Genomic DNA, 24,653 nt, shown 5'->3' on the forward strand with positions numbered 1-24,653 from the left:
TGCAACAACCGGAGCCGGACTTTGCCCAGCTCTACCACTGGAGGGATTTATCCATGAGCGAAAAGCGACGGGGCTTAGGCCGCGGTCTTGGCGCACTCATTCCAAGTTCCGCCTCTGGCAATGCTGCGGGCAACGGGGCTGCAGTGTCGCGTCCCGTGGATCTCTTCTTTCCGGAGGGCCGCAAGAAGGTCACCTCGGTTGAGGATGAGTCTGACCGGGCCGTGTCTGACAAGCCGTCCGAGGTAGCCGCGCCTGCTGCGGCGGCATCCACGACTGAGCCCTCCTCCGACACCAAGGCGCCGGCTGTTTCCAAGACCGCGCCGAAGACAACGGCGCAAACCTCAGCTAAGACCGAGGACAAGCCTGCAGCTTCGAAGACGCCGGCAAAGCCACGGGCTGCCGCCACGAAGACGTCATCCGCCTCTGAGAAAGTTGCGGCCGAGGAAACACCGGCGGCAGTTGCCGAGGATACGGCCCCGTTCGACAACGGTGTTGACCTTGTAGAAGTACCTGGTGCGCGGTTCGCCGAAATTCCTGTAATGGACATCCACCCGAACCGCAAGCAGCCGCGTTCAGTCTTCGATGAAGACGACATGGCCGAGCTGATCCACTCTGTTCGTGAAATAGGCGTCCTCCAGCCAATTGTGGTTCGGACATCAACCGAATCCGGTGGTGAACCCTACGAGCTCGTCATGGGTGAGCGCAGGTGGAGGGCGGTCCAGGCTGCTGGACTGGAAACCATCCCCGCGATCGTTCGCGACACCACTGATGACGACCTCCTCCGCGACGCTTTGCTGGAAAACCTGCACCGCAGCCAGCTGAATCCGCTGGAAGAGGCGGCGGCCTACCAGCAGCTCCTCGAAGATTTCGGCACCACCCACGAGCAGCTCGCGGACCGCATTGGCCGATCGCGGCCCCAAGTGTCCAATACGTTGCGACTCCTCAAGTTGCCGCCGCTTGTACAGCGACGTGTAGCGGCAAGTGTTTTGTCAGCGGGCCATGCGCGTGCGTTGCTGGCACTGCCCGACGCGGCAGCGATGGAACGCCTTGCTCAGAAGATCGTGGCCGAGGGCATGTCGGTGCGGGCCACTGAAGAAGCAGTCACGCTGTACCAGGATCCGACGAAACCGGCCAAGAACAACATCCCGCGTCCCGGGGCCCGCCATGAACGGCTGGATTACCTGGCTTCGTCGCTCTCCGACCGTCTGGATACAAACGTCAAGATCTCGCTGGGCGTTCGCAAAGGACGGGTCAGCATTGAGTTTGCCAGCGTTGAGGACCTGAACAGGATTATGGAAGTCTTGGCTCCCGGTCAGGATAACTAAAAAGATTCACAAAGAGGGGCCTGTTTCACGTGAAACAGGCCCCTCTTCTTTTTCTGTTTGTCTCCCCCACACGCCGCCCGCGGTGGATCGTAACGAGGGATCAGCAGCCGACCCATACATTGCTGTCCCTTGTGGATGACATACGATTCGGATGCAGTGCCGAAACCAGAAACTGTCGATGTAGACCATTCGTTGATCTGCTGTGTTGAAGGCAGGGTCCCTTCACTACAGCAGTGGGCCGCCCACTGATATTTCTTCGTTGGATGCCTTGGAATCGAGCCCTATGTGCGAGTTCTGTACTTTTTGGCTCTGCACTTTCGGGCCGTACCTACGGTGCTTTTGAAACTTGTTCTGGAGAAATGAGCGAAATGAGCGGACCTACGGCGCCAACCGCTCTGCCAACTCCGCAGCATAAAACGATGATCCGATCCTCGGTCGGCGTAGTAGAGCATCGCGGCAGGTATGATTCCTACAGCAGGAGCGGTTCGGGATACTCCACTTTGCTCCCGGTCTGACTTTCGTAGAGTGCTGGAAACTCAGTCGATGGCGCCAATCCCTCCGCACATTCGCTGTCACCGCCGGCGCGCGTCGAACACTCAGTAGTCAAGATGTCGTTTCACGTGAAACAATCCAGAGCGCCCCCAATAGCGGGACACGCTGTGGACTCCGCATTCGAGTTATTGTGTACTAAGTCCTGGCAGGAGACCGACTTTGGATGGCGGCGGTACGGTCCTCCACTGCCGTCTCATCCCCTGGTCTGCGTGAGAGGTTATTGGCGAAAGACTTTGACGACTGATCGTCCCAGTGGCCGTTTCACGTGAAACACGGCCAGATCCGTGATCGGCGGCGGAGCGCAGCACGGGTCCGTCAACCAGGTTGGTGTGAACTGAAGCGTGGCCAGGAAGTGACTTTGCAGTGGCGGACCGGGCATGCCTTCCGCGACTGGCTTAGTCTCAGCCGCTCTCGTACCAGAACCTCGCGAGATGAAATGCGCCGGCTGCCCTGACAAGTTGTTGGTTTTGGTTGGAAGGATATCCAAGCGTTCATTTACATGCGAATCGAGTGCCAAGAAGTGCGCCAGACCGCAATGAGAACAGGCTCCTTACGGCGTAGACGCACGGGTGTTTCACGTGAAACAAGGCAACCCCGTACGTCGGGGGCGTAAGTCCGGCACGATTCAGCAACGAGGGCAGACAGGCCAACTGGGCATGCCTTGCCGGAAGCCCGAACTCCCCTTCGCCTGTGTAACCACGGCTGCTGTCGGATCCCGCTCGTCATTGATGGCACGGGTGTCCCGAGCCTTCGTCAGCTTCGGTCCTAGGCGTTCATTGGTGCTGAAGCTTTGAGGCGGCTAAGAGGTTGCCAGACCGTTGAGAGGTCCTAGGCCTCCCTAGGGGTGGGGGGTCCATCACCGCCCGCTCCGAGTACCGCCCCGGCCACGCAGAGGCCGCTCTGGAGCCTAGGGAAGGTCCCAGGGGCTCCGCTCCTTGTTGGAGATCCGAAGCTCTGTCTGCCAGATCGGCAGGGAGCGCATCAACGGATGACCAGTGTTCCGAAGTCCCAATCCGGGCCGCGCTGAGGTCTGGACGCAGCTACGATCAGACCACCTTCACCTCAGGTCACCGCCACGTGCATTGCAGTGACAGTTAGCCCCTGTTCGACTGGTGTGTGGCGATGCGCGGACCCGATCTAGTCGATAGCCACGACCCACCACCTAAAGCGGAGTGCCGGTGAAGTGTGGCTGATTCCAGAAAGTCCGGTTCAAAACGCTAGGTCAAGACTCGAGCCGTTGTGAAGAACGAGGGTTCATACTTTGGCTATCGACGCAGATTCGGGTGAGGTGGTCACCCTGCCTGGACTCTGGCGCTCACCCTGCTGGGACGAGGGCCCCGTTACCTCCGTGAGGTCTGTTGAGCGCCAAGACCATGCATCATTAGTAATGGCTCTCCCGGCTCTCCCCCAGGCTGATCGTCGCCGACACACGTAGGTCTTTGGACGGTGCCTGGCAGGCCACGAGGCTTGCTCACGAGAGAGCCACCTCGCTCAAGAGAGAGCCACTCTGGGCCGGGATGAGGGAGCCAGATGCGGGTTCCATGGGGACGACGTAACCGGCGGTATGGTGCTCATCCAGACTGCCTATCGTATCGGACAGGAGGTACGTAGTGGTTTGGGCGAAGCCGGGCTGGTACGGCTGTCCCCCGGCAACGCCTGCTTGTTGGCCGTGTGAAGTCCTGTCCATCAGGTCCTTATGAGCGTTCCGCCACGTCGTCTGGTCCCACCTCAAGCCTTGACACGCACTGTTCAGCAGTCAGGAATGGCCAAGTGGACCGTGGTTCACCTCAATGACCAAGCGTGTCGAATGGTCGGGGACAAAGGCTACGGCGGACAGGTACACCCGGCCTTGCTTTGGATTTGGGCGAGGAATCGATACTCGTCTCGACCTGCTAACTACGAGTTCGGTGGCAGTAGATCTGATAGCGAGCCTGGTTCAGGCTACGTTCCAGCCTGTGTCGATGACAGCTCGGCCTGGCCACAACCTGTGTATTGCCCGGTGGATATCGCTGTGGATAACTTTGTGGACAACGGTCGCGCCTGGGCGCCTGATCGGTCCTAGATCCAACAGTCCACCGCCGCAGTCCGGAGCGCGATGGGATGTGTCCGTGAGCCTGCCGGTGCCGTGTTTCACGTGAAACACATCACGATAGTTACGGTGGAGGCGACATAGCTGAAGATTCCGCTTTTTCAGCTGATTTTCGGCCCTTAGGAACTGTTTTGTCGGCATCAAACTGTGCTGCTGGAACCCTTGGACGGTCTCGACACGATCCGCAACTACGATCCGGCCGACCGGGACCTCGCACCTGATTGGCCTGTGATCTATTTCTCAAAAAAGAGAGTGTGCATAAACCTGTGGATATCAGTGTGGATAACTTCTGGGGATAAGCGGGCTGGCTGTTGACAAACTAAGCCGTTGTCCCGACGAGGGATCTGTGTCGTTCCGTAATTTCAAGGAGAATTGCCGTAGTCCGCACTATCCCACGGTGGCTGTGGGACTGTGGCGCGCATACAGCTCGGGGGCGAACTCGTCGGCTGCTCCGAAGGTTTGCGATGGACTGAAGCCCGACATGGGGCCCAAGAGTGATGCAGAAGGGTGGTGGCCTGTGACAGCAAAGCCGCGTCCTACCAGGCGGTTGGTGTGGAATTAGGGTCCGGCTTTTTATCTGTCTTTGGGAATGTTTGCCACGACCTGCGCTGATTCGCCGCGTTGTTGGGGGCGGCGTGTGCAAGTGTCCCATGACATCTAGCATGGCGGCTGGCGCCATCCGTCGGGCCAGCACCCCGTTCTGGGTCATGAACGAGTGGTCAATCCCACCGAGGAGCGAACCTGCCAGGGTGCGACCTGTTCGTGGCGGCTACGCACAGCTGCATGTGGTTCCCCTTGGTGAATGGCGGCACTATGGATATGCAGTTGGTCGTCGCAGTCGGTGTTTTTCAATGTAGCTGGCTCATCTGCGGTTGTTGCTAACCCGCCCCTGGGCGAGTCTGTTATGTTTCACGTGAAACGTGTCGATGCTCCTGGTACTCCTTGACCATCAGTGGATGACGCTGATAGGTCTGTGGCTGGGTATGAAGACGAGGCTCGAATGTCCGGGGCTGTGCGGCGCTTCCCTATTGTCGTGCAGCGACTCTCTGCGGGGCTTTGGAGATACGCCCAGAGGACGCCGGCATCTCGGCATTCCGACAGTCGCGCACTCCTGAACTCGTCGAGAACGGAATTGCTTGGTACGCGCCCCAACGAGGCGGATAGTCGCTAGCCAACGCCACCTGCCGTGTGTGCGAGCTCATAGGTCGGATGCTAGTCTCCCAGGCCTCATCTCCGCCTTGCACGTTAGGATCTACGGTTGGACGCCTGCTGGTCGTCAGTGTTTCACGTGAAACAAACCAGCCAGAATCTCGTGCTCCCCCATGCTGAACCGCGGGGGTAGAACCAACCGCGCGCCGGCTAGCCGTTCCCGAGGCTGAGCATTGCGAACAGTCCCCCGAGCGATGGAAGGAGATCACGCAACGAACGTGCAGCTCGCCAGGCAGTTCTCCTTGGTTTGGGGAGTCGCATGTCCACCTCATTCGACCCGTGTAGGCTGCAGCTGAAGGCGGATGGATTTGGTCGTCATGTTAGTTGTCGCCATGCCTGGCTTCCGTACCGTGCTTTCGCCCTGAATGCCCGGTACGTCCGGCCGCCCTGGATGGATGCCGTGAGGTGGCATTGGCAGGGCTGCACTCAGCAATGATAGGTAATCGCTAGGTTGAAAACTGTCGATACCGGGTCAGAGTTGAGTCCGGGATGACGGAGTCAGGGAAAACCGTGCGACTCGGTGCAGGCGACCAGAGCCCAGGACTCCGAGTTCACTGTTGTTTCCGGACCGCGCGGGTTACATGTACTCGAGTGCAGTGCGGTGTGGTACGGGTCAGGTTGAGGGGGTGACGTATATTCAGCTGTATTCCCGTGCGAGGGCGGCACTCAGGTTGTTCCGACCCGTATTTTGCACGGAGAAAAGGGACCGGGGCTGCCGTGTTCGCGTTCGGGATCAGGCTCAGGATCGATTCGGACCACCTATTCCGCTCGCGTTCATGAACTCCAGGTAGATCTGCTCCTTCAGGCTGATTTTCATCAGCGATGTATTAGTAACCGCAGAGCCAAAGGCCACGCCGATTGTTCAGCTCCCGGTTCTGGCCATGCTGATCCTTGGTTTCACGTGAAGCATGAGCCAAGGCGCCGTGACAAGCGACCCTACGGCCGTTCTACGAGCAGGTGAGTACATGTTTCACGTGAAACGGAGTAGTGCTGAAGCACCCGGTTTCTCGAAGTCAGCTGTAAATTGTTCGACGGCGCGTACCAGTCCCCTGCCGGGAGTGGACAGTGTGTCTCGGTTCCTCCTGGGCCGTACGCTCTACACGGCGATGATTGAGCGACGTCCTTCCTAGAGAGAGATCGTGACGGAGCATTGTCGGCGGGCAGCTTGTAGCCAGTCCGCATGGGGTATTGGGAGGGTTCGCAGGCAATTAGCGATCAGTAACAGACGCTGGTTCCGTAGATCGAGCCAGCATGAGCTCGAACCAGTTTCCGGAGTCAGACGCTTAGTCCACCAGATTTCGCATCCGACAATATGCACTACAGACAGGCTGACTCGCCAGCAGCACCCTGATGGCGGCGTGCGGAGCCTCTGCTGAAAGAAATCGGTTGACGTGCAACACGGCTGGCACAGTAGGTGAAAGAATGCAGTTTAAGGCGCGGTAGCCTCTTGACGCGTGGGCGTACGTTCCCCATCAACTGCTATCTGCACTTGCTTCAGTTAAAGATGCCTTTGAACTGACGACGGCAAACTATGTTTCACGTGAAACACCGCGTCCCGTGGGAAGACCGCGGGGGCAGAATCAATTCTTGCACCAACGGACCTCACGTAATCACGCTTCCATAGGCCTGGTAGCACTCAGATGGCGTCCGGTAGCAGAGAGAGCTGGTACTGAACCAAAATCGGTCACTTCCGGCCGCACTGCGCCGGCGCGAACCGATCCTATGCAGCCAAATACTGCATTAATCGCTTAAAACACGGATGGCCACCGCTTGAAAGCGGTGGCCATCCGGCAGGCGGCTGAGCACAAGCCCAGTCCTCCAAAAACTACTAGGACAGGACGTCCGCGAATTCCTTTTCGAAGAACTGCTTGGGCTTGGCGCCGATCACCGTGTTCTTGACCTGGCCGTCCTGGAACAGGTAGACCGCGGGAATTGACGTGATGCCATACTCGGCAGCGATTGCCGGGTTGTCGTCCACGTTCACCTTGACGACGTTGACCTTCTCGCTGTATTCAACGGAGATCTCGTCGAGGATCGGACCGAGCTTGCGGCAGGGGCCGCACCACTCTGCCCAGAAGTCCACGATGACCGGCTTGTCCGCCGACAGGACGTCCGTGCCGAAACTTGCGTCAGTTACGTCTTTTGCGTTGCTCATAACCTTGTCTCTCTCTTCGAAGGGTGGGTACGCGGATTACGCGTGAAGATCTGCGAGGTAGTGCTCCACGTCGATGGCGGCTACACAGCCCGAACCGGAGGCCGTGATGGCCTGACGGTACGTGGGGTCCACGACGTCGCCGGCGGCGAACACACCAGCGATGGTTGTCTTGGAGCTGCGGCCCTCAACGGCGATGGTCCCGGCGGGAGTGATCTCCAGGACGTCCTTGACGAGTTCAGTGCGCGGGTCGTTGCCGATTGCCACGAAGACGCCGGTAACCGCGAGGTCCGTTACGGATCCGTCCACGAGGTTCTTGATTTTCAGGCCCGTCACCTTGTTCTCGCCGATCACATCGTCCACCGTGCTGTTCCACACGAAACTGATCTTTTCGTGGGCCAGTGCGCGGTCAGCCATGATCTTCGAGGCCTTGAGCGAATCGCGGCGGTGGACCACCGTAACTGACTTGGCAAACTTGGTCAGGAACAGCGCTTCCTCCATGGCGGAGTCTCCCCCACCGATGACCGCGATGTCCTGGTCCTTGAAAAAGAAACCGTCGCAGGTTGCACACCAGCTCACGCCGTGGCCGGAAAGGCGCTTCTCGTTGGGCAGTCCCAGCTCGCGGTAAGCGGATCCCGTAGAGAGAATGATGGCGCGTGCCTGGAAAGTTTCACCGGTAGCGATGGTGACGGTCTTGACGTCGCCCTCAAGCTGAAGTGCGGTGACATCCTCAAACTGGATTTCCGTACCGAAGCGTGCGGCCTGTTTCTCGAAGTTCTCCATAAGGTCCGGCCCCATGATGCCCTCGGGGAACCCCGGGTAGTTCTCGACGTCGGTGGTGTTCATCAGTTCTCCGCCGGCGGTGACTGAACCCGCCAGCAGCAAGGGCTTGAGGTTGGCACGCGCCGTGTAGACGGCTGCCGTGTAACCAGCCGGGCCCGAGCCGACGATGATGACATCACGTACTTCGGACGCGGTGTTTTCTGCGTTGCTCACTGAACGGTGAACCTCTTCCTATATCGATGGCCCTGCCCGTGGAGGCGGCCACATGGCACAACTGAATCGTGATGCTGAATATTCCGGGCGCCGGCAAACGAAGGGACCGTCCGCGGACAGTATTGGAGCCACCCCAACAACGACGCCTTACCAGATTACCGTCTGGAGACAGCAGAGCCGCGCCTGTTACCCCCCGGAGTGATTCCCCTAAGGTGACGGGCGCGGCTCGATCGCGGCCGCGATGGGCGAACTACTGGATCTTTATCTCTGCCAGCCGGATGCCGTAGCCGTAGCGTGTCTTCGGAGCGGCCAGCTTGGGCAGGGTCTTGATGGACACAATGACGTACTGGGCCTGGACCGGTGCTGCCAGGGGCATGGTCAGATCGGTGGAGGTGAAGCTGTTGCTCCCCACCTGCTTGGCGCCGTCCAGCGACGGGCGGTCGTTGGTGAAGACGCTGATGTTGCCGCCGGAAGCGCCGAGCTGGCTTAGCGTGATGGAGGAAATGGTGGCCTTGCTCTTCAGCTTGATGAACAGCGGAACACCCTCGGGGGCAAGCCCGCCCCATCCTTCCGTGGCGAACTCCATGTCAGACCAGTAGCTGGCTGCGTTGCCGTCAAACGCCTTGACCAGGTCGACGTCGTACGTAGCGGCAAAGTCGAAATCGCCCTGGCGGGTGATGCCTTCGATGGCCGGCGGTGCGGCAGGTGCAGCCGAGGACGCCGTAGGGCTGGCCGTACTGGAATCCGACGGGGCTGTGGTGGATCCGGTGGTTGCGGTGTTTGCCTGCGGATCGGAACGGAACAGGCTGCCAAGGTTTGTCACCGCGAAAACCAGGCCAACGATGAGCACCACCGCGAGCAGACCGCCCACCAGCCAGCGCATGGAGCGGGGCTCTCGCTCGGGCTCATCGTCGTCGTAGTAGTCACTGGGCGCATCCGCGGAGGCCGTGGACGTTGCTGCCTTGGCGGGCGCGGCAGAGCGGGCGGGAGCGGGGAAGTTTCCGGCGGAGCGGTCCGGTTGGCGTGGCGGCGCGGCAGCTTCGACGGGCTCGTCGTAGGCGGCGTCCTGATCGCCTGCCGCGTAGCCGTAGTCCTCTTCGTTCCACAGCGAGACCTTCGGTGAAGCCGAGGTGGCGCTGTCCACGGGACCGGTTGTCCCGGCTGCCGGAACGGCCGGCTTCTGGCCGCGCGGCTGGACGGGCTGGGGGGCCGTGGCTTGCTGGGACGCTGCGCCCGCAGCGGCTGCTCCTGCTGCAGCACCGCCGGCAGCAGCGATACCAGCGCCTGCAGCACCGGCAGAAGGGGGCGACGCCGGCCGGACGGGCGGACGGGGCGGAACCACCGGCTGGTTGGTCCGATAGGGGTCAACCTGGTTCGGGTGGCTATCCGAATAGCTGATGTAGCCGGCGTCGACGTTCTCTTCGTCGTCGTACGGTTCCGGCTCGTGTGACCGTGCCTGACCAAAGATTTCGCTGCCGAGCGTGTCCGTGAAGAACGGCTCCACATACGGCGGATTCGAGGCGACCACAAGGTCCAGCAGGTCGGCGGCCGACGTGTGGTTGGTGATCAGGTAGGTGGCGGCCTCGGTGACGCCCAGGTCAAGGACCTGGACTGTGCCCGGCCGCTCACCGGTGGCAACTTCACGGGCGCTCTGGGCAACCTGCTCGGTATTGTCCGGTCCGGCAACCAGAATGCTGACCGGCCGGTTGAGAACCTGGTCCACCCCGTCCAGCACCAGATCCTGGTCGTGTGAGGTCAATACGGTGGCAGTGACCTTGTACCGGCCGCCGAGTACTGATCCAACATCGATCGGGTGGGACACGTGTTCCTCCTAGACTGTCCGGGAATTGCCGGTGGGTGGATGATGCCACCGCCGTTCGAGCGCCTGCCGGCGGGCCGGCTGACGCTTGAGTGCAACAACCCTTGTTCACTTTCGATCCTAGCCGATGGGCCGTGGCGGCCGGTGGAGACAGGCAGCCAAACACCCTGGCGATATCACTTTTTCCGGGGCCGCCGCGGTTTGAAATGGGGGTTCTTCCCGGCTTGCCCCTGAAAGGTCCGCCGGCCCGGCAGCGGGATCTCATCGCGGAGCAGGCCGCCCCGTGCTGTGCCTGGCACGTCCTCGGCAGGAAGGTAGCCGCCCTCGGACCCGCCAACGGCATCCACAGGAAGCGCGGGATCCGCGGCGCGTTCCGGCGCAGCTTCCGGCACGGGACCGGCCCGGAAGGAGACGGCATCGAACTCGCCGGAAATCCGGGGAATGAGGCCGGTGTCCACCGAGACCGTGGCGCGTTCCGGCGTCGTACGTTCCGTTCCAGAGGCGGCTCCCCCGGAACCGGACGACTGCGGGGTCCCCGGGCCGGTGCCATCGGGACCGGCGGTACGGCCCAGCCGTCCCAGCAGCGGGCGGAGCAGGTCGCGAAGCTCAGATACGTGGAAGACCTTCAGCAGGAAGAGGTAGGCCACCAGCATCACCGGCCCCACAACCATGACCGTCACCAGGGCAGGGAGCCTGTCACTCCAGGCAAAGCCGTCCGGGCTGTAGCTGCCCATGAGCCACAGGGCGCCGGAACCGGCAACAGCCGAACCGAGGCCCGCGTACCCCATGCGGATGTAGGAGTTGGCGATCCGCGGGCCGTCCAGGTGGCCCAGGAGCCGGCGCAGGAAATAGGCGCTGATCACCACCGAGAGGATGTTGCCCACCATGTAGAGGATGGCAATGGCGTAAATGACCTGGCCCACCGGCAGGAACTGGATGGCGAAGGCGCCGGCGACGTAGACCACGGCCAAAAGGAGCTGGATGTAGAACGGCGTCCGCGCATCCTCGTTGGCATAGAACACCCGGGACATCATGAAATTGGCACTCATGAACGGTGTGCTCAGGGCGAGGATGGTCAGCGTTTGCGCCAGCATCACGCCGTCCTGCTTGTCGCCGCCGGAGAAGAACATGCCCAGCGGCCCGGCCAGCGCAAACAGGGCAAGGGCACCAAAGACCGTGGCGACGGCCATCGTGCGGAGCCCGTGGGAGAGGGCATCGCGGAGCTCGGCTTTGTTGCCGTCCTGGGAGGCGCGGGTCATCCGGTTAAAGAGGACGGTCGCCAGGGACAACGCAATGATGGAGTGCGGCAGCAGATACAGCTGGCTGGCCACTTCCAGCACGGCGTTTCCGGGCAGGAAATCGGCCGCAGGATCGCCAGCTTGCTCCAGGCGGAGGCGTTCCGCGCCCGGGATGGTCGCGATCCTCATGACGTACAGGAAGGCAAGCTGCCCGACGGCGGCGGTCAGCAGGGTCCAGACGCTCAGCTTTGCTGCCTGGCCGAGTCCCACTCCGCGCCACCCGAACCGGGGGCGGAGGCCGAGTTTGAGCCGGAACACCGGAATGAGCAGGATGGCCGTCTGGGCCACCACCCCGATGGTGGAGAAGCCGGCCACAAACAGCGTCTGCGAGGGGCCCCAGTTATCCAGTGTGTGCGGGTTGGCCTCGTTGGCGCCGTAGATCCAGATGAACGTTCCCAGGCCGCCGATGGCCACGAGGTTGTTCAGGATGGGCGCCCACATGGCCGGCCCAAAGGCTCCGTTGGCGTTCAGCACCTGCGTCAAAAGGGCGTAGAGGCCGTAGAAGAAGATCTGTGGCAGGCACCAGAACGCGAACGCGATGGCCAGCGCCTTTTGTGGCGGCGAGTATCCCTGGGTGGTCAGGTCGATGATCACGGGCGCCGCCAGGGTGACCAGGGCGGTCAGGCCCAGGAGCAGCAGGACGGCAAGGGTGAGGAGGCGGCTGATGTAGTCCGCTCCCCTGTCCGGCGCCTTGCTGGCCTTGATGATCTGCGGGACCAGCACAGCGTTGAACACACCGCCGGCCACCAGCAGGAAGATCAGGTTGGGCAGGTTGTTGGCGTTGATGAACGTGTCGTTGACTGTGGAGCTCAGCCCCAGGGCAGCCCCCAGCATCCACGTCTTGCCGAAGCCCAGGAAGCGTGAAACGAGCGTTCCGGCGGCCATGATGGCACTGGAGCGGGCTTCGCCGGGCTGGGCAGCGCTCGGCTCGGTTTCACCGGCGGCGCCGCGCGCTTTGTCGGAAGGGAAGTTGGTAGCTGACATCGACTTCATCGTCTCACCCGGGCGCCCTTAATGCCGCAACGCGGCAGGCACTGCAGGCCGTGAGGCGCGCTGCAGGGGCTGCTCAAAGATGTTCGGGCAGGACTTCCCGTGCGAGGTCGGCGATGCGCCGTTCATTGGGAAAGGAAAGCTTCCGTGCGAGCTCCTGGATGGGGACCCAGGCCACGTCCACGGCTTCCTGGTCTGGATCGTTCTCAATGGTGAGCTCGCCGCCGGTGGCACGCAGCAGGTAGTGGTGCACCGTCTTATGCACGCGGTGTCCGCTGACCGTAAACCAGTAGTCGATGCTGCCCAGCGGCGCCAGGATGTCGCCTTCGATGCCTGTTTCCTCGGCAATTTCGCGGACTGCGGCCTGTTCGTTGTTCTCTTTGCCCTCCGGGTGGCCCTTGGGAAGGCACCACTCCAGCCGTCCGCCCCTGTTAAGGCGGGCGATGATCGCAACCTTGAGGTCGCCGTCGGATGTGTCCACCACTACGCCGCCGGCGGAAATTTCCTCGACGGTGGGCAGCGAGGCCGGGGCCGAATGCTGGGCGGGCGCGACATGGGCACCGATTGCCGACGGCAACGGTGGGTTTGTCCTCCTGCCGGGAGCGCTCGGTACGGGATGGGCCATGAAGTCCACTCTAACGACTCTTGCCCGTTCCTGATGACCGGAACATGACATCAAGATGGACTGCGTATGACGCACTTTGCCAGTGCGCGGACGAATAGGCGTGATCTTCACCCGATTTTGGCCTGCCAACGCTCTGGTTTCTGCCAAGCTTAAGTAACTATGGCGCACGCACATCACAAGACTGATTCCCACACCGTCGATTTCCAGGTTGACCCGGTGGTCCTGGAGCTCGGCCAGCGCTTTGTCGACGCCGGCCATGAGCTGTCGCTGGTGGGCGGGCCGGTCCGTGACCTTTTCCTGGGACGGACGTCGCCGGACCTGGACTTCACCACTGATGCCACGCCGGACCAGACCGTGGCGCTCATTAAGAAGTGGGCGGACAACTTCTGGGAAATCGGCCGGGCGTTTGGAACCATCGGCATGCGCAAAGCCGGCTTCCAGATCGAGATCACCACGTACCGGGCCGAGGCCTATGATCCCGAGTCGCGAAAGCCCGTGGTGGCGTTCGGTTCCTCGCTGACCGATGACCTGCTGCGCCGGGACTTCACCATCAACGCCATGGCCCTGCGCCTGCCCTCGCTGGAACTTATCGACCCGTTCGGCGGCGTCCGTGACCTCCACGGCTCTGTCCTGGCGACCCCCGGCTCCCCGGAAGCCTCCTTCTCTGACGATCCGCTCCGGATGATGCGCGCCGCCCGTTTTGCGTCCCAACTGGGCATCTCGGTGCACGACGACGTCCGCGTGGCCATGAGCCAGATGGCCGAGCGGATCACCATCATCTCCGCCGAACGCGTACGCGATGAACTGGTCAAACTGATCTGCGGTGCCCACCCCCGGGTGGGCGTGGACCTGCTGGTGGAGACTGGCCTGGCGGAGTTCGTGCTGCCGGAAGTGTCCGCCCTGCGGCTTGAATCGGACGAGCACCACCGCCACAAAGACGTGTACCAGCATTCGCTGCAGGTACTTGAGCAGGCGGCTGAACTGGAAACCGGGGCCGACGGCGCCGTGCCGGCTCCGGACTTTGTGCTGCGGTTTGCGGCACTGATGCACGACGTCGGCAAGCCGGCTACGCGGCGCTTTGAACCGGGCGGTGCGGTCAGCTTCCGCCACCACGACATGGTGGGGTCCAAGCTCACGGCGAAGCGGATGAAGACCCTGCGGTTCGACAACGACACCATCAAGGCCGTGGCCCGCCTGGTGGAGCTGCACATGCGTTTCTACGGCTACGGGGACGCCGGCTGGAGCGACTCTGCCGTCCGGCGCTACGTGACAGACGCCGGACCCCTCCTGGAGAGGCTGCACCGGCTGACACGTTCGGACGTCACCACCCGCAACCAGCGCAAGGCAGAACGCCTCGCCTTCGCTTACGACGACCTGGAAGCCCGGATCGCCGCCCTGCGTGAGCAGGAATCCCTGGAAGCCGTGCGGCCGGACCTCGACGGCGCCCGGATCATGGCAATCCTTGGCCTCAAACCAGGACCAGTCGTTGGCCGCGCCTACAAGTTCCTCCTGGAGGAACGGATGGAGCACGGTCCGCTGCAGCCGGATGACGCTGAGGCCAGGCTGCTTGCCTGGTGGGCGGAGCAGCCTGAAGCAGCATCTCCCGTTCCGGAGGCCGACGAGCCTCCCGCCGCCGTCGAACTTTCCGCTACCGAGGAGCCCAAGTGACCATCTCTGCCATGACCCCCCGCCCCCAGCTCTGGATCCTGCGCCACGGCGAGACCGAGTGGTCCAAGAGCGGCCAGTACACGGGCCTCACCGACCTTCCCCTTACGGTGGAAGGCGAGCAGCAGGCCGTGGAGGCCCGCAAAGTGCTGGACCAGGTGGACTTCGACCTGGTACTGACCTCCCCCCTGCGCCGCGCCCGGCGCACCGCCGAACTGGCAGGATTCCCGGACGCCCAGCACGAGCCGCTCGCCGTGGAGTGGAACTACGGGGATTATGAGGGCATCAGCTCCGACCTGATCCGCAAGGACAACCCCGACTACCTGATCTGGACCCACGGCGTGCCCAACGGGGAAACCCTGGATGAGGTGGCTGCCCGTGCTGACAAGATCGTGGCGAGGGTCCTCGAATCGGGCCTGGACAACGTGCTGATTGTCGCCCATGGCCATTTTTCGCGGATCCTTACGGCCCGCTGGCTTGAACTGGCCCCCACAGAAGGACGCCACTTCATTCTCGGGACCGCTAAAGTCTGCACTTTGGGCTGGGATAAGAAGACTCCGGCAATTGTCCGCTGGGGCCTCTAAGGCCATTCATAAATTTCCTTGAAAAACTTTTACGAATTAAGTAGTCAGCGGCCGCATTTATAGTGTAATTTTATTTCTAACCCCAGAGCGGTTTGCCGGGGTTACGGCGCGCGTTGCCTGGCCAGTCGGCCTGGGCAGCGGCATAGCAGAAAAGGAGGTTGGGAGAAATGATTACTTTGACTAGCGGATGGAAGATGACCATCACTGCGGCCCCGGCCTCTGTTGCTTTTGCGCGCCATCTTTACGGAGCGTCCGACTCCTAAGCCTTCCTGCTCCTGACTCCGCCCGACGGCGGCATCAGTGGAGTTTGAGGTATTCCTCATGACCGTCCTTCGGGATGGTTCCTGTCGGCACACTGTCAAGGCGGAACCACGCGGTGACGCAGCATCCCCATAATTCGGAACCTGGCTTCTTGTTGGGGTCTGCAGCACTGCTGTTTCAGGGGCCTATTTTCGCATTCGCGAACCACTAATTAACACCGGGCATTCTTATGCCTATTCTGCGCCTTTATTGTCTCGACACTAATTGGCTCTATTTGCCATGCCCAATTTCATTCCTGCGAACGCAAGGAAACATTCAATGACCACTGCAGTGGCAAAACCGCAGTCCAGGCAGTCCACCGTGGCAGCCAGCCGGCATCGAAAGGAGGTGACCACCATGATCAAGAAGATCACGAAGGCTCTGTTCGCCCTGCGCCAGCCAGTCAGCTACGAACACCGCAAATTCAACGGGCAGCTCCTGGAACAGCAACGCGAGGACGTATTCGTCCTGTTGCACCAGCACGTGGGCGGACTGCGCTGACGGCGGGGGACCCTTCGGCCCGGGGCCTGCGCGGCGACGCGTGGGCCCCGGCGCTTACGGACAGGCGAATTCGACGATGTGCATCCGCTCATAGGCTTGGTTTTGCGTCTCCATGCAGCCAGCCGAAGTGAAGGCCGAAAGATCGTCGGGTGCGTCGACTGCGTCTCCGATAAACCATACGGTTCCCTTGCCGGACAGCTCCTCCGGCGTGACAGCTTCGTTTTCGCCCCAGAGTGTTCCTGATTCCGCGGGGCTCTTGGCAAGCGACAGGTCCTGGACATTTTTGAAGTCGTCAGGATAGGCAATGGTCATGTCCCGAAGGTAGTCATGCTCGAAGACCATGGCTGCCGGCGCTTTGGCGTTCGTTGCTACCTGAGCCCCTATCTTTCGCTCGGTATCCGGCGGTTCATTTACCAGGCTCTTGAGGGTGAGTTGTGGAACCAGGCTCACGACAACCACGACGGCGACGGCGGCATAGCGCAGCCATGCCCGCCGGGCAGGAATGCTGACGATTCCCAGGCCCACCAGCAGGGCGAAGGCGGGGGCGGTAAACGTGAGATACCGGGCCACGTATACCGGCTGGGCAACAACGCTCACCAATGCGAGGCCTGCGATGGGGAGGGCAACACCCACGAGGCACAGAACCACCAGGGTGCGTGTCTGAGGTAGCTTCCTGGCGGTCCAGAGACCCCAGACCACCAGGCCGACCTCAAGGATGCCCAGAAGCGCAACGAAAGCCAGGACCCATTGCGGCGGAAGGTTCCCCGTGGGGCGGTCTTCTCCATAGAAGAACTGCTTAACGGCTGCCGTGCTCAGCGTTTGCGCCAGGGACCTGTTTTCGATCCATGCCACCTGGGCCTTCTGGCCCAGGGCGAAGAGAAGGAAAGGCAGGACGCCGGCGCCGACGGTTGCGCAGGCAATGGCCGTCGCGATGGGCCGGCGACGAAGCAGGATGGCCGCGAAGGCGTGGGCCGCTACCGCCAGCACAAAGAACATAAACATCCAGACGCCAATGATCGCGCAGATGCCGTAGAGAACCCAGTCGAGGACCCGGTTGGATTTCCACGCACGCAGCAGCAGGAGGGTCAGGATGACGGCCAGCAGGGCCGTAAGTGCCGATTGCCGGGCTTCGGTCCCCGCCCACACCATGCGGGGCAGCACTGCCAGGACCAGCCCGGAGGTAAGGCCCAGGGCGTTGGACCCCAGTTTTCGTCCAATCACTACCGTCCCGGCGCACGCGAGGCCGACGGCCAGCGCTGATGGTGTCCGCATGGCGATCTCCGAGAAACCGAAGACAGACGTCCAGGCGTGCATCAGGAAGTAATACAGTCCGTGGACTGCGTCGACGGACTGCAGGAGAACCAGGAGTTCGGCAGGGGTCCTGTCGACGGCGGAGATCGTGGCGATCTCGTCATCCCAGAAAGAGGGAATCCACAAGCCAACAAAAGCGACGCAGAAAGCCAACAACCCGACGGCGAGTGGTCCCGTCCAGCGCTGGCTTACATCCGGCAGCCGCCGTTCCATCGGCCGCGCAACGCGGCGCCGCTGCTGTAGTTCCGGCGCGTCCGGCGGCTGATTCAACACAGTGTTCCCTCGAGGTCAGTCGTGTCGTGGAACAGGCCGACCCCAGGCCCGCTCCCCCATGAAGTTCTCGCAAAAGACCGCCGGAACTGTCCTCGGCGTACCGAATCGACGATACACGGGTGCATGGGGGACAACTACGGGTCCGCAACACCCCGGTAAGCTCGAAGGCATGCAGGAGACGAAGCCGCCGGCGCCCCCGCGCCGCGCCCGCCTGGTTGTTCCCAGCCGCAGCGACCTGTTGTTGAGGAACTTCACAGAACTGATTGGCGGGCCTATGGGCTCACGCTCCGCGCCCGGGCTGGTCTCCCCCGGCGTGTTTACCGTTGAGCGGGTGCTGATCATCCTCACGGTGCTGGCGGCCCTTGCAGGCATTCTGATCAAGGGCTACTGCCGCGCCAACGGGTGGGAGTCCCCCAGCCAGTTCTACTCCACGTGCTATTCGGACTTTCCGGAACTCTTCCGCAACCGCGGCCTCGGGGACGGCACCTTCCCCTTCTTCAGCCAGGGAAGCCTGTTCGAATACCCCGTCCTGATGGGACTCATCGCCGGTGCCACGGCCTGGCTTGTTCCCGGCCAGGGAGTCAGCGACGCCAGGATCCTCGGCTACTTCGACGTCAACGCCACGCTGATCGCCGCCGTCTGGATTGTTACCGTGCTGGCCACCGCACGGATGTCACAGCGGCGGCCGTGGGACGCGGCCATGGTGGCGCTGGCGCCCGGCATCATCCTTGCCGGGACCATCAACTGGGACATGTGGGCAGTAGGCTTCCTGGCGCTTGGCATGCTGTGTTTCTCACGGGGACGGCTGGTGCTTGCCGGCATCCTGATCGGCCTGGGCACAGCCACCAAGCTCTACCCCGTCCTCATTTTCGGTGCCATCCTGCTCCTTGCCCTGCGGACGGGCAAGATCCGGACGTTTCTGGTCACGGCCGGCGCAGCGCTCGTTGCGTGGCTGGCCGTCAACGTACCCATCGCAATGATGAACCCTTCTGGCTGGCGGTACTTCTACCAGTTCACGGAGGACCGCCCGGCCGGCTACAGTTCCCCGTGGTTCGCGTACAACCTCGTGGCAGCCAGGCTCCGCTGGCGGGTCCTGGACGCCGAAGTCATCAACGCCCTGGCCCTCAACCTTTTTGTGCTGGCCTGCGTAGGCATCGCAGTCATTGCCCTGACGGCGGCGAGGCGGCCACGGCTTGCGCAGTTGGCCTTCCTGATCGTGGCTGCATTCATCCTGACCAACAAGGTCTATTCCCCGCAGTTCGTGATCTGGTTGATTCCCCTCCTCGCCCTGGCCAGGCCGCGTTGGCGCGACTTCCTTGTGTGGCAGGGCATTGAGGGCCTGCACTGGGCCGCCATCTGGATGTACCTGGGACAGGTGACCAGCGGGGGCTCCTCCCAGCACAACATTGATATGCCGTACTACGTCCTCGCAGTGGCCGGCCATATGCTGGCAACGGCATATCTTATGGCCCGTGTTGTATGGGATATCTACGACCCTGGCTACGATCCTGTCCGCCGGCATGACCTCGACGATCCCCAGGGCGGCCCCTTTGATGGCGCACCGGACCGGGCGAGGCTCAATATCTTCCGCCCGGCTGAATCAGTCCTTCCCTGGCGGGCAAAGAGCCATGCCTGAGGTCGCCGTCGTCGGATCCGGTCCCAACGGCCTGGCAGCGGCGGCCGTAATGGCGCGCGCGGGACTGCAGGTGGAAGTCTTTGAGGCAGCCGGGACCCTCGGGGGCGGCACCCGGACTACCGAGCTGATGCTGCCCGGGCACGTCCACGACATCTGCTCGGCGGTCCATCCGATGGCCCTGGCCTCGCCGTTTTTCCGCGCTTTCGAACTGGCCCGCAGGGTGGAACTGGTGGTTCCGGAACTGTCTTTCGGGTCCCCGCTGGACGGCGGGCGTGCTGCCCTTGCCTACCATTCGCTGGACCGGACCGTTCAGGGTCTTGGGCGGGACGGCGTGGCCTACCGGAACCTGATGGGTCCGATTGTCAGCCGCATCGGAGGCGTGATGGACCTGACCCAGCATCAGCTCCTCCGGATCCCCAAGGACCCCGTCGCGGCCGCGATCTTCGGGCTGCGGACGCTGGAGCAGGGCTCGGGCCTGTGGAATCTGCGGTTCAGGGAAGACCTCGTTCCCGCTTTGCTCAGCGGCGTGGCGGCACATGCGGTGTCGCATTTGCCCTCGCTGGCCGCCGCAGGTGCCGGCCTGATGCTGAATGCCCTGGCCCACGCCCAGGGCTGGCCGATCCCGCTGGGCGGATCGGCGTCGATTGCCGCCGCACTGGCGGACGACATCCGCGCCCACGGCGGCGTGATCCACACGAACCGGCCGGTGGAAAGCCTCAGGGAACTACGCGGAACGCGGGCAACGCTGCTGGACGTGGCCCCACGCGGGTTGCTCGACATGGCCGGCGACGACCTGCCCGGTAAATACCGGAAGTCGCTGGAGTCATTCCGCTACGGGAACGGTTCCTGCAAAGTGGACTACATCCTGTCAGGGCCGGTTCCCTGGGTAGCCAAGGAACTGGCCGACGCCGGAACGGTGCACGTGGGCGGCACCCGCGCCGAGTTGGCCGACGCCGAAAACGAGGTGAGCGCCGGGAAGCATCCGGAGCGCCCTTACGTGCTGGTTGCCCAGCCGTCGCGCTTTGATGCCGGCCGCGCGCCCGCCGGGCACCACGTGCTGTGGGCTTACTGCCACGTGCCGGCCGGATCCACTCGGGATATGGGCGAGGCCGTCACCGCCCAGCTGGAGCGTTTCGCGCCGGGATTCCGCGACCTCGTGGTGCAGGTCCATGTGACCACCGCGGCGGAACTCGCCAACTACAACCGGAACTATGTGGGTGGCGACTTCAGCGCCGGCCTGATGGACGTCCGCGGACTGATCCAGAGGCCAGTTCTTTCGCCGGTCCCCTGGCGTACGCCGCTTCCAGGCGTCTACCTGTGTTCCTCCTCCACGCCCCCCGGCCCGGGAGTAACCGGCATGCCGGGCTTCTATGCAGCGAAATATGCCTTGAAGGACATATTTGGTTTGAAGGTTCCCGCTCTCGGGATTTAGGCGTTCTTGCCGTCCCCTCCCTTTTTCGGCGCGAACTGTACGTTCGCGCTGCTTGATGGCCGAGACGGGGCATAATGGCGCCGTGGGGAACTCAAAAAAACTGTCACTTGCCATGGTTGGAATCATTATCGGCGCCTCGCTGGCCGCCTGCGACGACGGGCGGGGGGACGCGGAAGCCGCGGCGAAGCAGCTTGCCTCGGCCTTTGCCGCCCTCGACGTCGGCCCGGTCGCCTTTGAAGGCCGCGACTCGGCCGCTGTGAATGAGCAGCTCAAGGAAGTGTTCAAGGCACTCGAGCCGGACAAACCTTCCGTGGAAGCCGGCGAGCTCACGCTGGACGGGGACACTGCCACCGTTCCCTTGAACTACACCTGGAACATCGCCTCAGCGGAGTGGAAATACACCGTTTCGGCGGAACTCAAGAAGTCCGGCGGCGACTGGCTGGCAGTGTGGGATCCGGCAGACCTGGCACCCGATCTTGCTGAAGGCGAGATTCTCACTAAGGGCACCCAGTCGCCGCAGCGGGCTGACATCCTCGGCGCCGGCGATGCCCAGCTGGTGACCTACAGGCCCGTAGTGAACGTGGGCATCGATAAGCCGCGCCTCGGTTCTGCCGATGCTGCCGCGTCTGCCACCAAGCTGGCCCAGCTGGTGGGCGTGGACCCGGCCGGGTACGCCCAGCAGGTTGCCGCCTCCGGCGCCGAAGCGTTTGTCCTTGCCATCACCCTCCGCGAGGAGGGACGCACCATCACGGACCAGCAGATTGCCGAGATCCCCGGCGCCCGGGGCATTGCGGCCACCGTGCCGCTGGCACCCAGCCGCACGTTCGCCCGCGCAGTCCTCGGTTCCGTCGGCGAAGCCACCGCTGAACAGATCGAAGCCTCAGCCGGAGCTCTCACCGCCGGTGACGTCACCGGCATCGGCGGACTGCAGCAGGAGTATGACGCCCAGCTGCGCGGCACGGACGCCGTTGTGATCCGCGCCCAGCGGGCCGACCTCACTGTTGACCAGATCAGGGCTGCCGCCACGGATCCCCGGAGGGTCGTCTTTCAGGTGGCGCCCACCCCCGGAACGCCCCTGAAAACAACACTTGACCCGGCCCTCCAGTCTCTGGCCGAGACCACGCTCGCGGGTGTCGGCCCGGCGTCCGCGATCGTGGCGCTTCGCCCCTCGACCGGGGCTGTACTGGCCGCGGCATCAGGGCCGGGAAGCAATGGCTACAACACCGCCATGCTGGGCCAGTACGCTCCCGGTTCAACATTCAAAATGGTTGATTCACTCGCCATGCTGCGGAACGGGCTGACGCCGGACTCCAAGGTCGAATGCACCCCAACGCTCAGCGTGGACGGCCGGACTTTCAAGAACGCCGAAGGCTACCCCGCCGGATCATTGGGATCCGTGACGCTCCGCGATGCCTTTGCCCACTCCTGCAACACGGCCTTCATCGCCGCACGTGACACCGTGTCCCAGTCCCAGCTCGAGGCTGCCGCGATGGCCATGGGAGTGGCAGTGGAAGCGCCGTCCCTTGGCGCTGCGGCTTTCCTCGGCTCGGTTCCCGGTGAGGCCGCCGGGACCGAACATGCGGCCTCGATGATCGGCCAGGGCAAGGTGCTGCTCTCACCGCTGGCAGCGGCCATCATGGCCGGCTCAGTCGCCAAGGGCGCTCCTGTCTCGCCGCAGCTCGTGCTGAACCCCGACGCCGGCGCTGCCGCGGCAGGCGCCACCGGCGAGCCGACCGCGGAGGCCGGTTCGCCGTCGTCGACCGTTACCCCGGAAGCGCCCGCGCAGGCGTCAGACAAGCCGATCACGGCCGCTGAGGCGGCTGCCCTATCCGACATGATGCGGGCGGTGGTCACGTCCGGCCACGCCGGCTTCCTGTCAACCGTTCCGGGCGCGCCCGTCGGTGCCAAAACCGGTACCGCGGAGTTCGGCAACGAGAACCCGCCCAAAACGCACGCCTGGATCGTGGCCGTGCACGGTGACCTCGCCGTGGCAGTCTTTGTGGAGGACGGCGGACTCGGCGCCACCACGTCCGGTCCCCTGCTCAAGCAGTTCCTCACAGCCGCCGGCTGACCCTGCTGCCGGGGGCCGCCGCGTGGGCGTGGGAAGATTGTTCGCGTGGCCCACATAGACGTTTCCGGTATTGACTACTTCCTTTCCGACGGCACCCAGCTGCTGAACAGTGTGACGTTCAAGGTCCCGGACGGCACCAAAACGGCCCTGATCGGCCCCAACGGCACGGGCAAGACCACGCTGTTCCGGATCATTTCGGGCGACCTCGTTCCGGATGAAGGCGTCATCGGGCGCTCCGGGAACATGGGCATCATGCGCCAGTTCGTGGGCCAGGTCCGGGACGACTCAACCGTCCGTGACCTCCTGGTCTCCGCGGCACCGCCCGCGCTGGCGGCAGCTGCCCGCGAAGTGGACGAGGCTGAGCTCGCGATGGTGGAGCACGACGACGAACCCTCCCAGATGCGCTACGCCCAGGCCATCGTGGACTGGGGAGACGCCGGGGGCTACGACGTCGAAACCGTCTGGGACGAGGTCTGCATGGCCGCGCTGGGGCTGCCGTTTGACCGCGCGCAGCACCGCCCGGCGTCGAGCCTCTCCGGCGGCGAGCAGAAGCGCCTGGTCCTGGAAGCCCTCTTCGCCGGACCGGACGAGCTGCTGCTCCTCGACGAGCCGGACAACTACCTGGACGTGCCGGGGAAGCGATGGCTCGAGGACAAGCTCAACGAGTCCAAAAAGACCGTCTTTTTCATCAGCCACGACCGCGAACTGCTCAACAACGCCGCCGGCCGGATCGTGACCCTGGAACCGGGCATCAACGGGGCCGGCGCGTGGATCCACGGCGGCGGCTTCGGCTCCTACGTGGAGGCGCGCGCGGACCGGAACGCCCGGTTCGAGGAACTGCGCAAGCGCTGGGACGAGGAGCACGTGAAGCTCAAGGAACTCGTCAACATGTACAAGAACAAGGCTGCGTTCCGTTCCGATATGGCCAACCGCTACCACGCCGCCCAGACCCGGCTGGCGAAGTTCCTCGAGGCCGGACCGCCGGAGGCGCTGCCGATCGAACAGAACGTGCAGATGCGGCTCAAGGGCGGCCGGACGGCCAAGCGTGCCATCGTGGCGGAGAAGCTCGAACTGACCGGACTCATGAAGCCGTTCTCCACCGAGGTGTGGTTCGGGGACCGGGTCGGCGTGCTCGGCTCGAACGGTTCCGGCAAGAGCCACTTCCTGCGCCTGCTGGCCACCGGCGGCACGGATCCGGAGCGTGAGCACCTGCCGGTGTCCGACGTCGAGATCGCCGAGGTGCCGCACGAGGGCACCGTGAAGCTCGGCGCCCGCATCCGTCCCGGCTTCTTCGCGCAGACCCATGTCCGCCCCGACCTCCTGGGCAAGACGCTGCTGGAGATCCTGCACCGGGGTGACGAGCACCGGTCCGGACTGGGGCGCGAGGCTGCTGCCGGCGCGCTGGACGGCTATGGCCTGGCTTCGCAGTCCGAGCAGAAGTACGAATCCCTGTCCGGCGGGCAGCAGGCACGGTTCCAGATCCTGCTGCTGCAGCTCTCCGGGGCCACGCTGCTGCTCCTTGACGAGCCCACCGACAACCTGGACCTGCACTCGGCCGAGGCGCTGGAACGGGCCATTGACCACTTCGAAGGCACCGTCCTCGCCGTGACCCACGACCGCTGGTTCGCCCGGACGTTTGACCGCTTCCTGGTGTTCGGCTCCGACGGCAAGGTGTACGAATCCGCCGAGCCGGTGTGGGACGAAAAGCGCGTCGAGCGCGTCCGCTAACAGGACCCTCGCTCACTTCCTGCATGTTTTTGGCACATGCTCTCTCACCGGTGAGAGAGCATCGGCGTTTTTCCTGCCGGAAGTGATAGAGCGTTGG

General features: G+C 63.2%; 14 protein-coding genes. 8 read left to right on the forward strand and 6 right to left on the reverse strand.

The window, feature by feature from the left end; genetic code table 11:
* Positions 1-53 precede the first annotated feature (53 nt).
* On the forward strand, positions 54-1,325 hold the full coding sequence (locus ABV518_RS05960) for a ParB/RepB/Spo0J family partition protein (protein WP_367765922.1): 1,272 nt from the start codon (positions 54-56) through the stop codon (positions 1,323-1,325).
* Between the two features lie 5,678 nt (positions 1,326-7,003).
* Here ABV518_RS05960 and trxA read toward each other — a convergent pair.
* From trxA to ABV518_RS05985, 5 genes are all read right to left on the reverse strand, one after another.
* Entirely contained in the window at positions 7,004-7,330 is a 327-nt protein-coding gene (gene trxA / locus ABV518_RS05965) for a thioredoxin (protein WP_131132027.1), read from the reverse strand.
* 36 nt (positions 7,331-7,366) lie between these two features.
* On the reverse strand, positions 7,367-8,323 hold the full coding sequence (trxB, locus tag ABV518_RS05970) for a thioredoxin-disulfide reductase (RefSeq protein WP_367765923.1): 957 nt from the start codon (positions 8,321-8,323) through the stop codon (positions 7,367-7,369).
* A 250-nt stretch (positions 8,324-8,573) separates the two neighbouring features.
* Complete coding sequence (locus ABV518_RS05975) at positions 8,574-10,145, reverse strand: ABC transporter substrate-binding protein (RefSeq protein ID WP_367765925.1); 1,572 nt, start codon at positions 10,143-10,145, stop codon at positions 8,574-8,576.
* A 173-nt stretch (positions 10,146-10,318) separates the two neighbouring features.
* Positions 10,319-12,424, reverse strand: a complete 2,106-nt coding sequence (gene murJ / locus ABV518_RS05980; RefSeq protein ID WP_367765926.1) for a murein biosynthesis integral membrane protein MurJ — start codon at positions 12,422-12,424, stop codon at positions 10,319-10,321.
* A gap of 82 nt (positions 12,425-12,506) precedes the next feature.
* Entirely contained in the window at positions 12,507-13,055 is a 549-nt protein-coding gene (locus ABV518_RS05985; RefSeq protein ID WP_242633288.1) for an NUDIX hydrolase, read from the reverse strand.
* Between the two features lie 159 nt (positions 13,056-13,214).
* Between ABV518_RS05985 and ABV518_RS05990 the strand changes: the two genes are divergently transcribed.
* The 3 genes from ABV518_RS05990 (at position 13,215) to ABV518_RS06000 (ending at position 16,105) form a co-directional block, all read left to right on the forward strand.
* Entirely contained in the window at positions 13,215-14,723 is a 1,509-nt protein-coding gene (locus ABV518_RS05990; protein ID WP_367765927.1) for a CCA tRNA nucleotidyltransferase, read from the forward strand.
* 11 nt (positions 14,724-14,734) lie between these two features.
* Complete coding sequence (locus ABV518_RS05995; protein ID WP_131132377.1) at positions 14,735-15,304, forward strand: histidine phosphatase family protein; 570 nt, start codon at positions 14,735-14,737, stop codon at positions 15,302-15,304.
* A gap of 579 nt (positions 15,305-15,883) precedes the next feature.
* Entirely contained in the window at positions 15,884-16,105 is a 222-nt protein-coding gene (locus ABV518_RS06000; protein WP_367765928.1) for a hypothetical protein, read from the forward strand.
* Between the two features lie 54 nt (positions 16,106-16,159).
* On the opposite strand, the gene ABV518_RS06005 is transcribed toward ABV518_RS06000, so the two are convergent.
* Complete coding sequence (locus tag ABV518_RS06005; protein WP_367765930.1) at positions 16,160-17,686, reverse strand: glycosyltransferase family 39 protein; 1,527 nt, start codon at positions 17,684-17,686, stop codon at positions 16,160-16,162.
* A 172-nt stretch (positions 17,687-17,858) separates the two neighbouring features.
* On the opposite strand from ABV518_RS06005, the gene ABV518_RS06010 reads away from it, so the two are divergent.
* The 4 genes from ABV518_RS06010 to ABV518_RS06025 all read left to right on the forward strand — a co-directional run bounded on the left by ABV518_RS06010 (position 17,859) and on the right by ABV518_RS06025 (position 24,556).
* The gene (locus ABV518_RS06010; protein WP_367765931.1) at positions 17,859-19,325 is read left to right on the forward strand and encodes a glycosyltransferase family 87 protein; all 1,467 of its coding nucleotides are present in this window, start codon (positions 17,859-17,861) and stop codon (positions 19,323-19,325) included.
* Entirely contained in the window at positions 19,318-20,757 is a 1,440-nt protein-coding gene (locus ABV518_RS06015; RefSeq protein WP_367765932.1) for a phytoene desaturase family protein, read from the forward strand. Before ABV518_RS06010 ends, ABV518_RS06015 begins: the two co-directional genes overlap by 8 nt.
* A gap of 82 nt (positions 20,758-20,839) precedes the next feature.
* Positions 20,840-22,828, forward strand: coding sequence for a penicillin-binding transpeptidase domain-containing protein (locus ABV518_RS06020; protein ID WP_367765933.1), 1,989 nt, complete (start codon positions 20,840-20,842; stop codon positions 22,826-22,828).
* Between the two features lie 45 nt (positions 22,829-22,873).
* A complete protein-coding gene (locus ABV518_RS06025) occupies positions 22,874-24,556 on the forward strand; it encodes an ABC-F family ATP-binding cassette domain-containing protein (RefSeq protein WP_367765934.1) in 1,683 nt (560 codons plus the stop codon).
* Positions 24,557-24,653 lie beyond the last annotated feature (97 nt).

Source organism: Arthrobacter sp. HS15c, assembly GCF_040812005.1.
Lineage (GTDB): Bacteria > Actinomycetota > Actinomycetes > Actinomycetales > Micrococcaceae > Arthrobacter.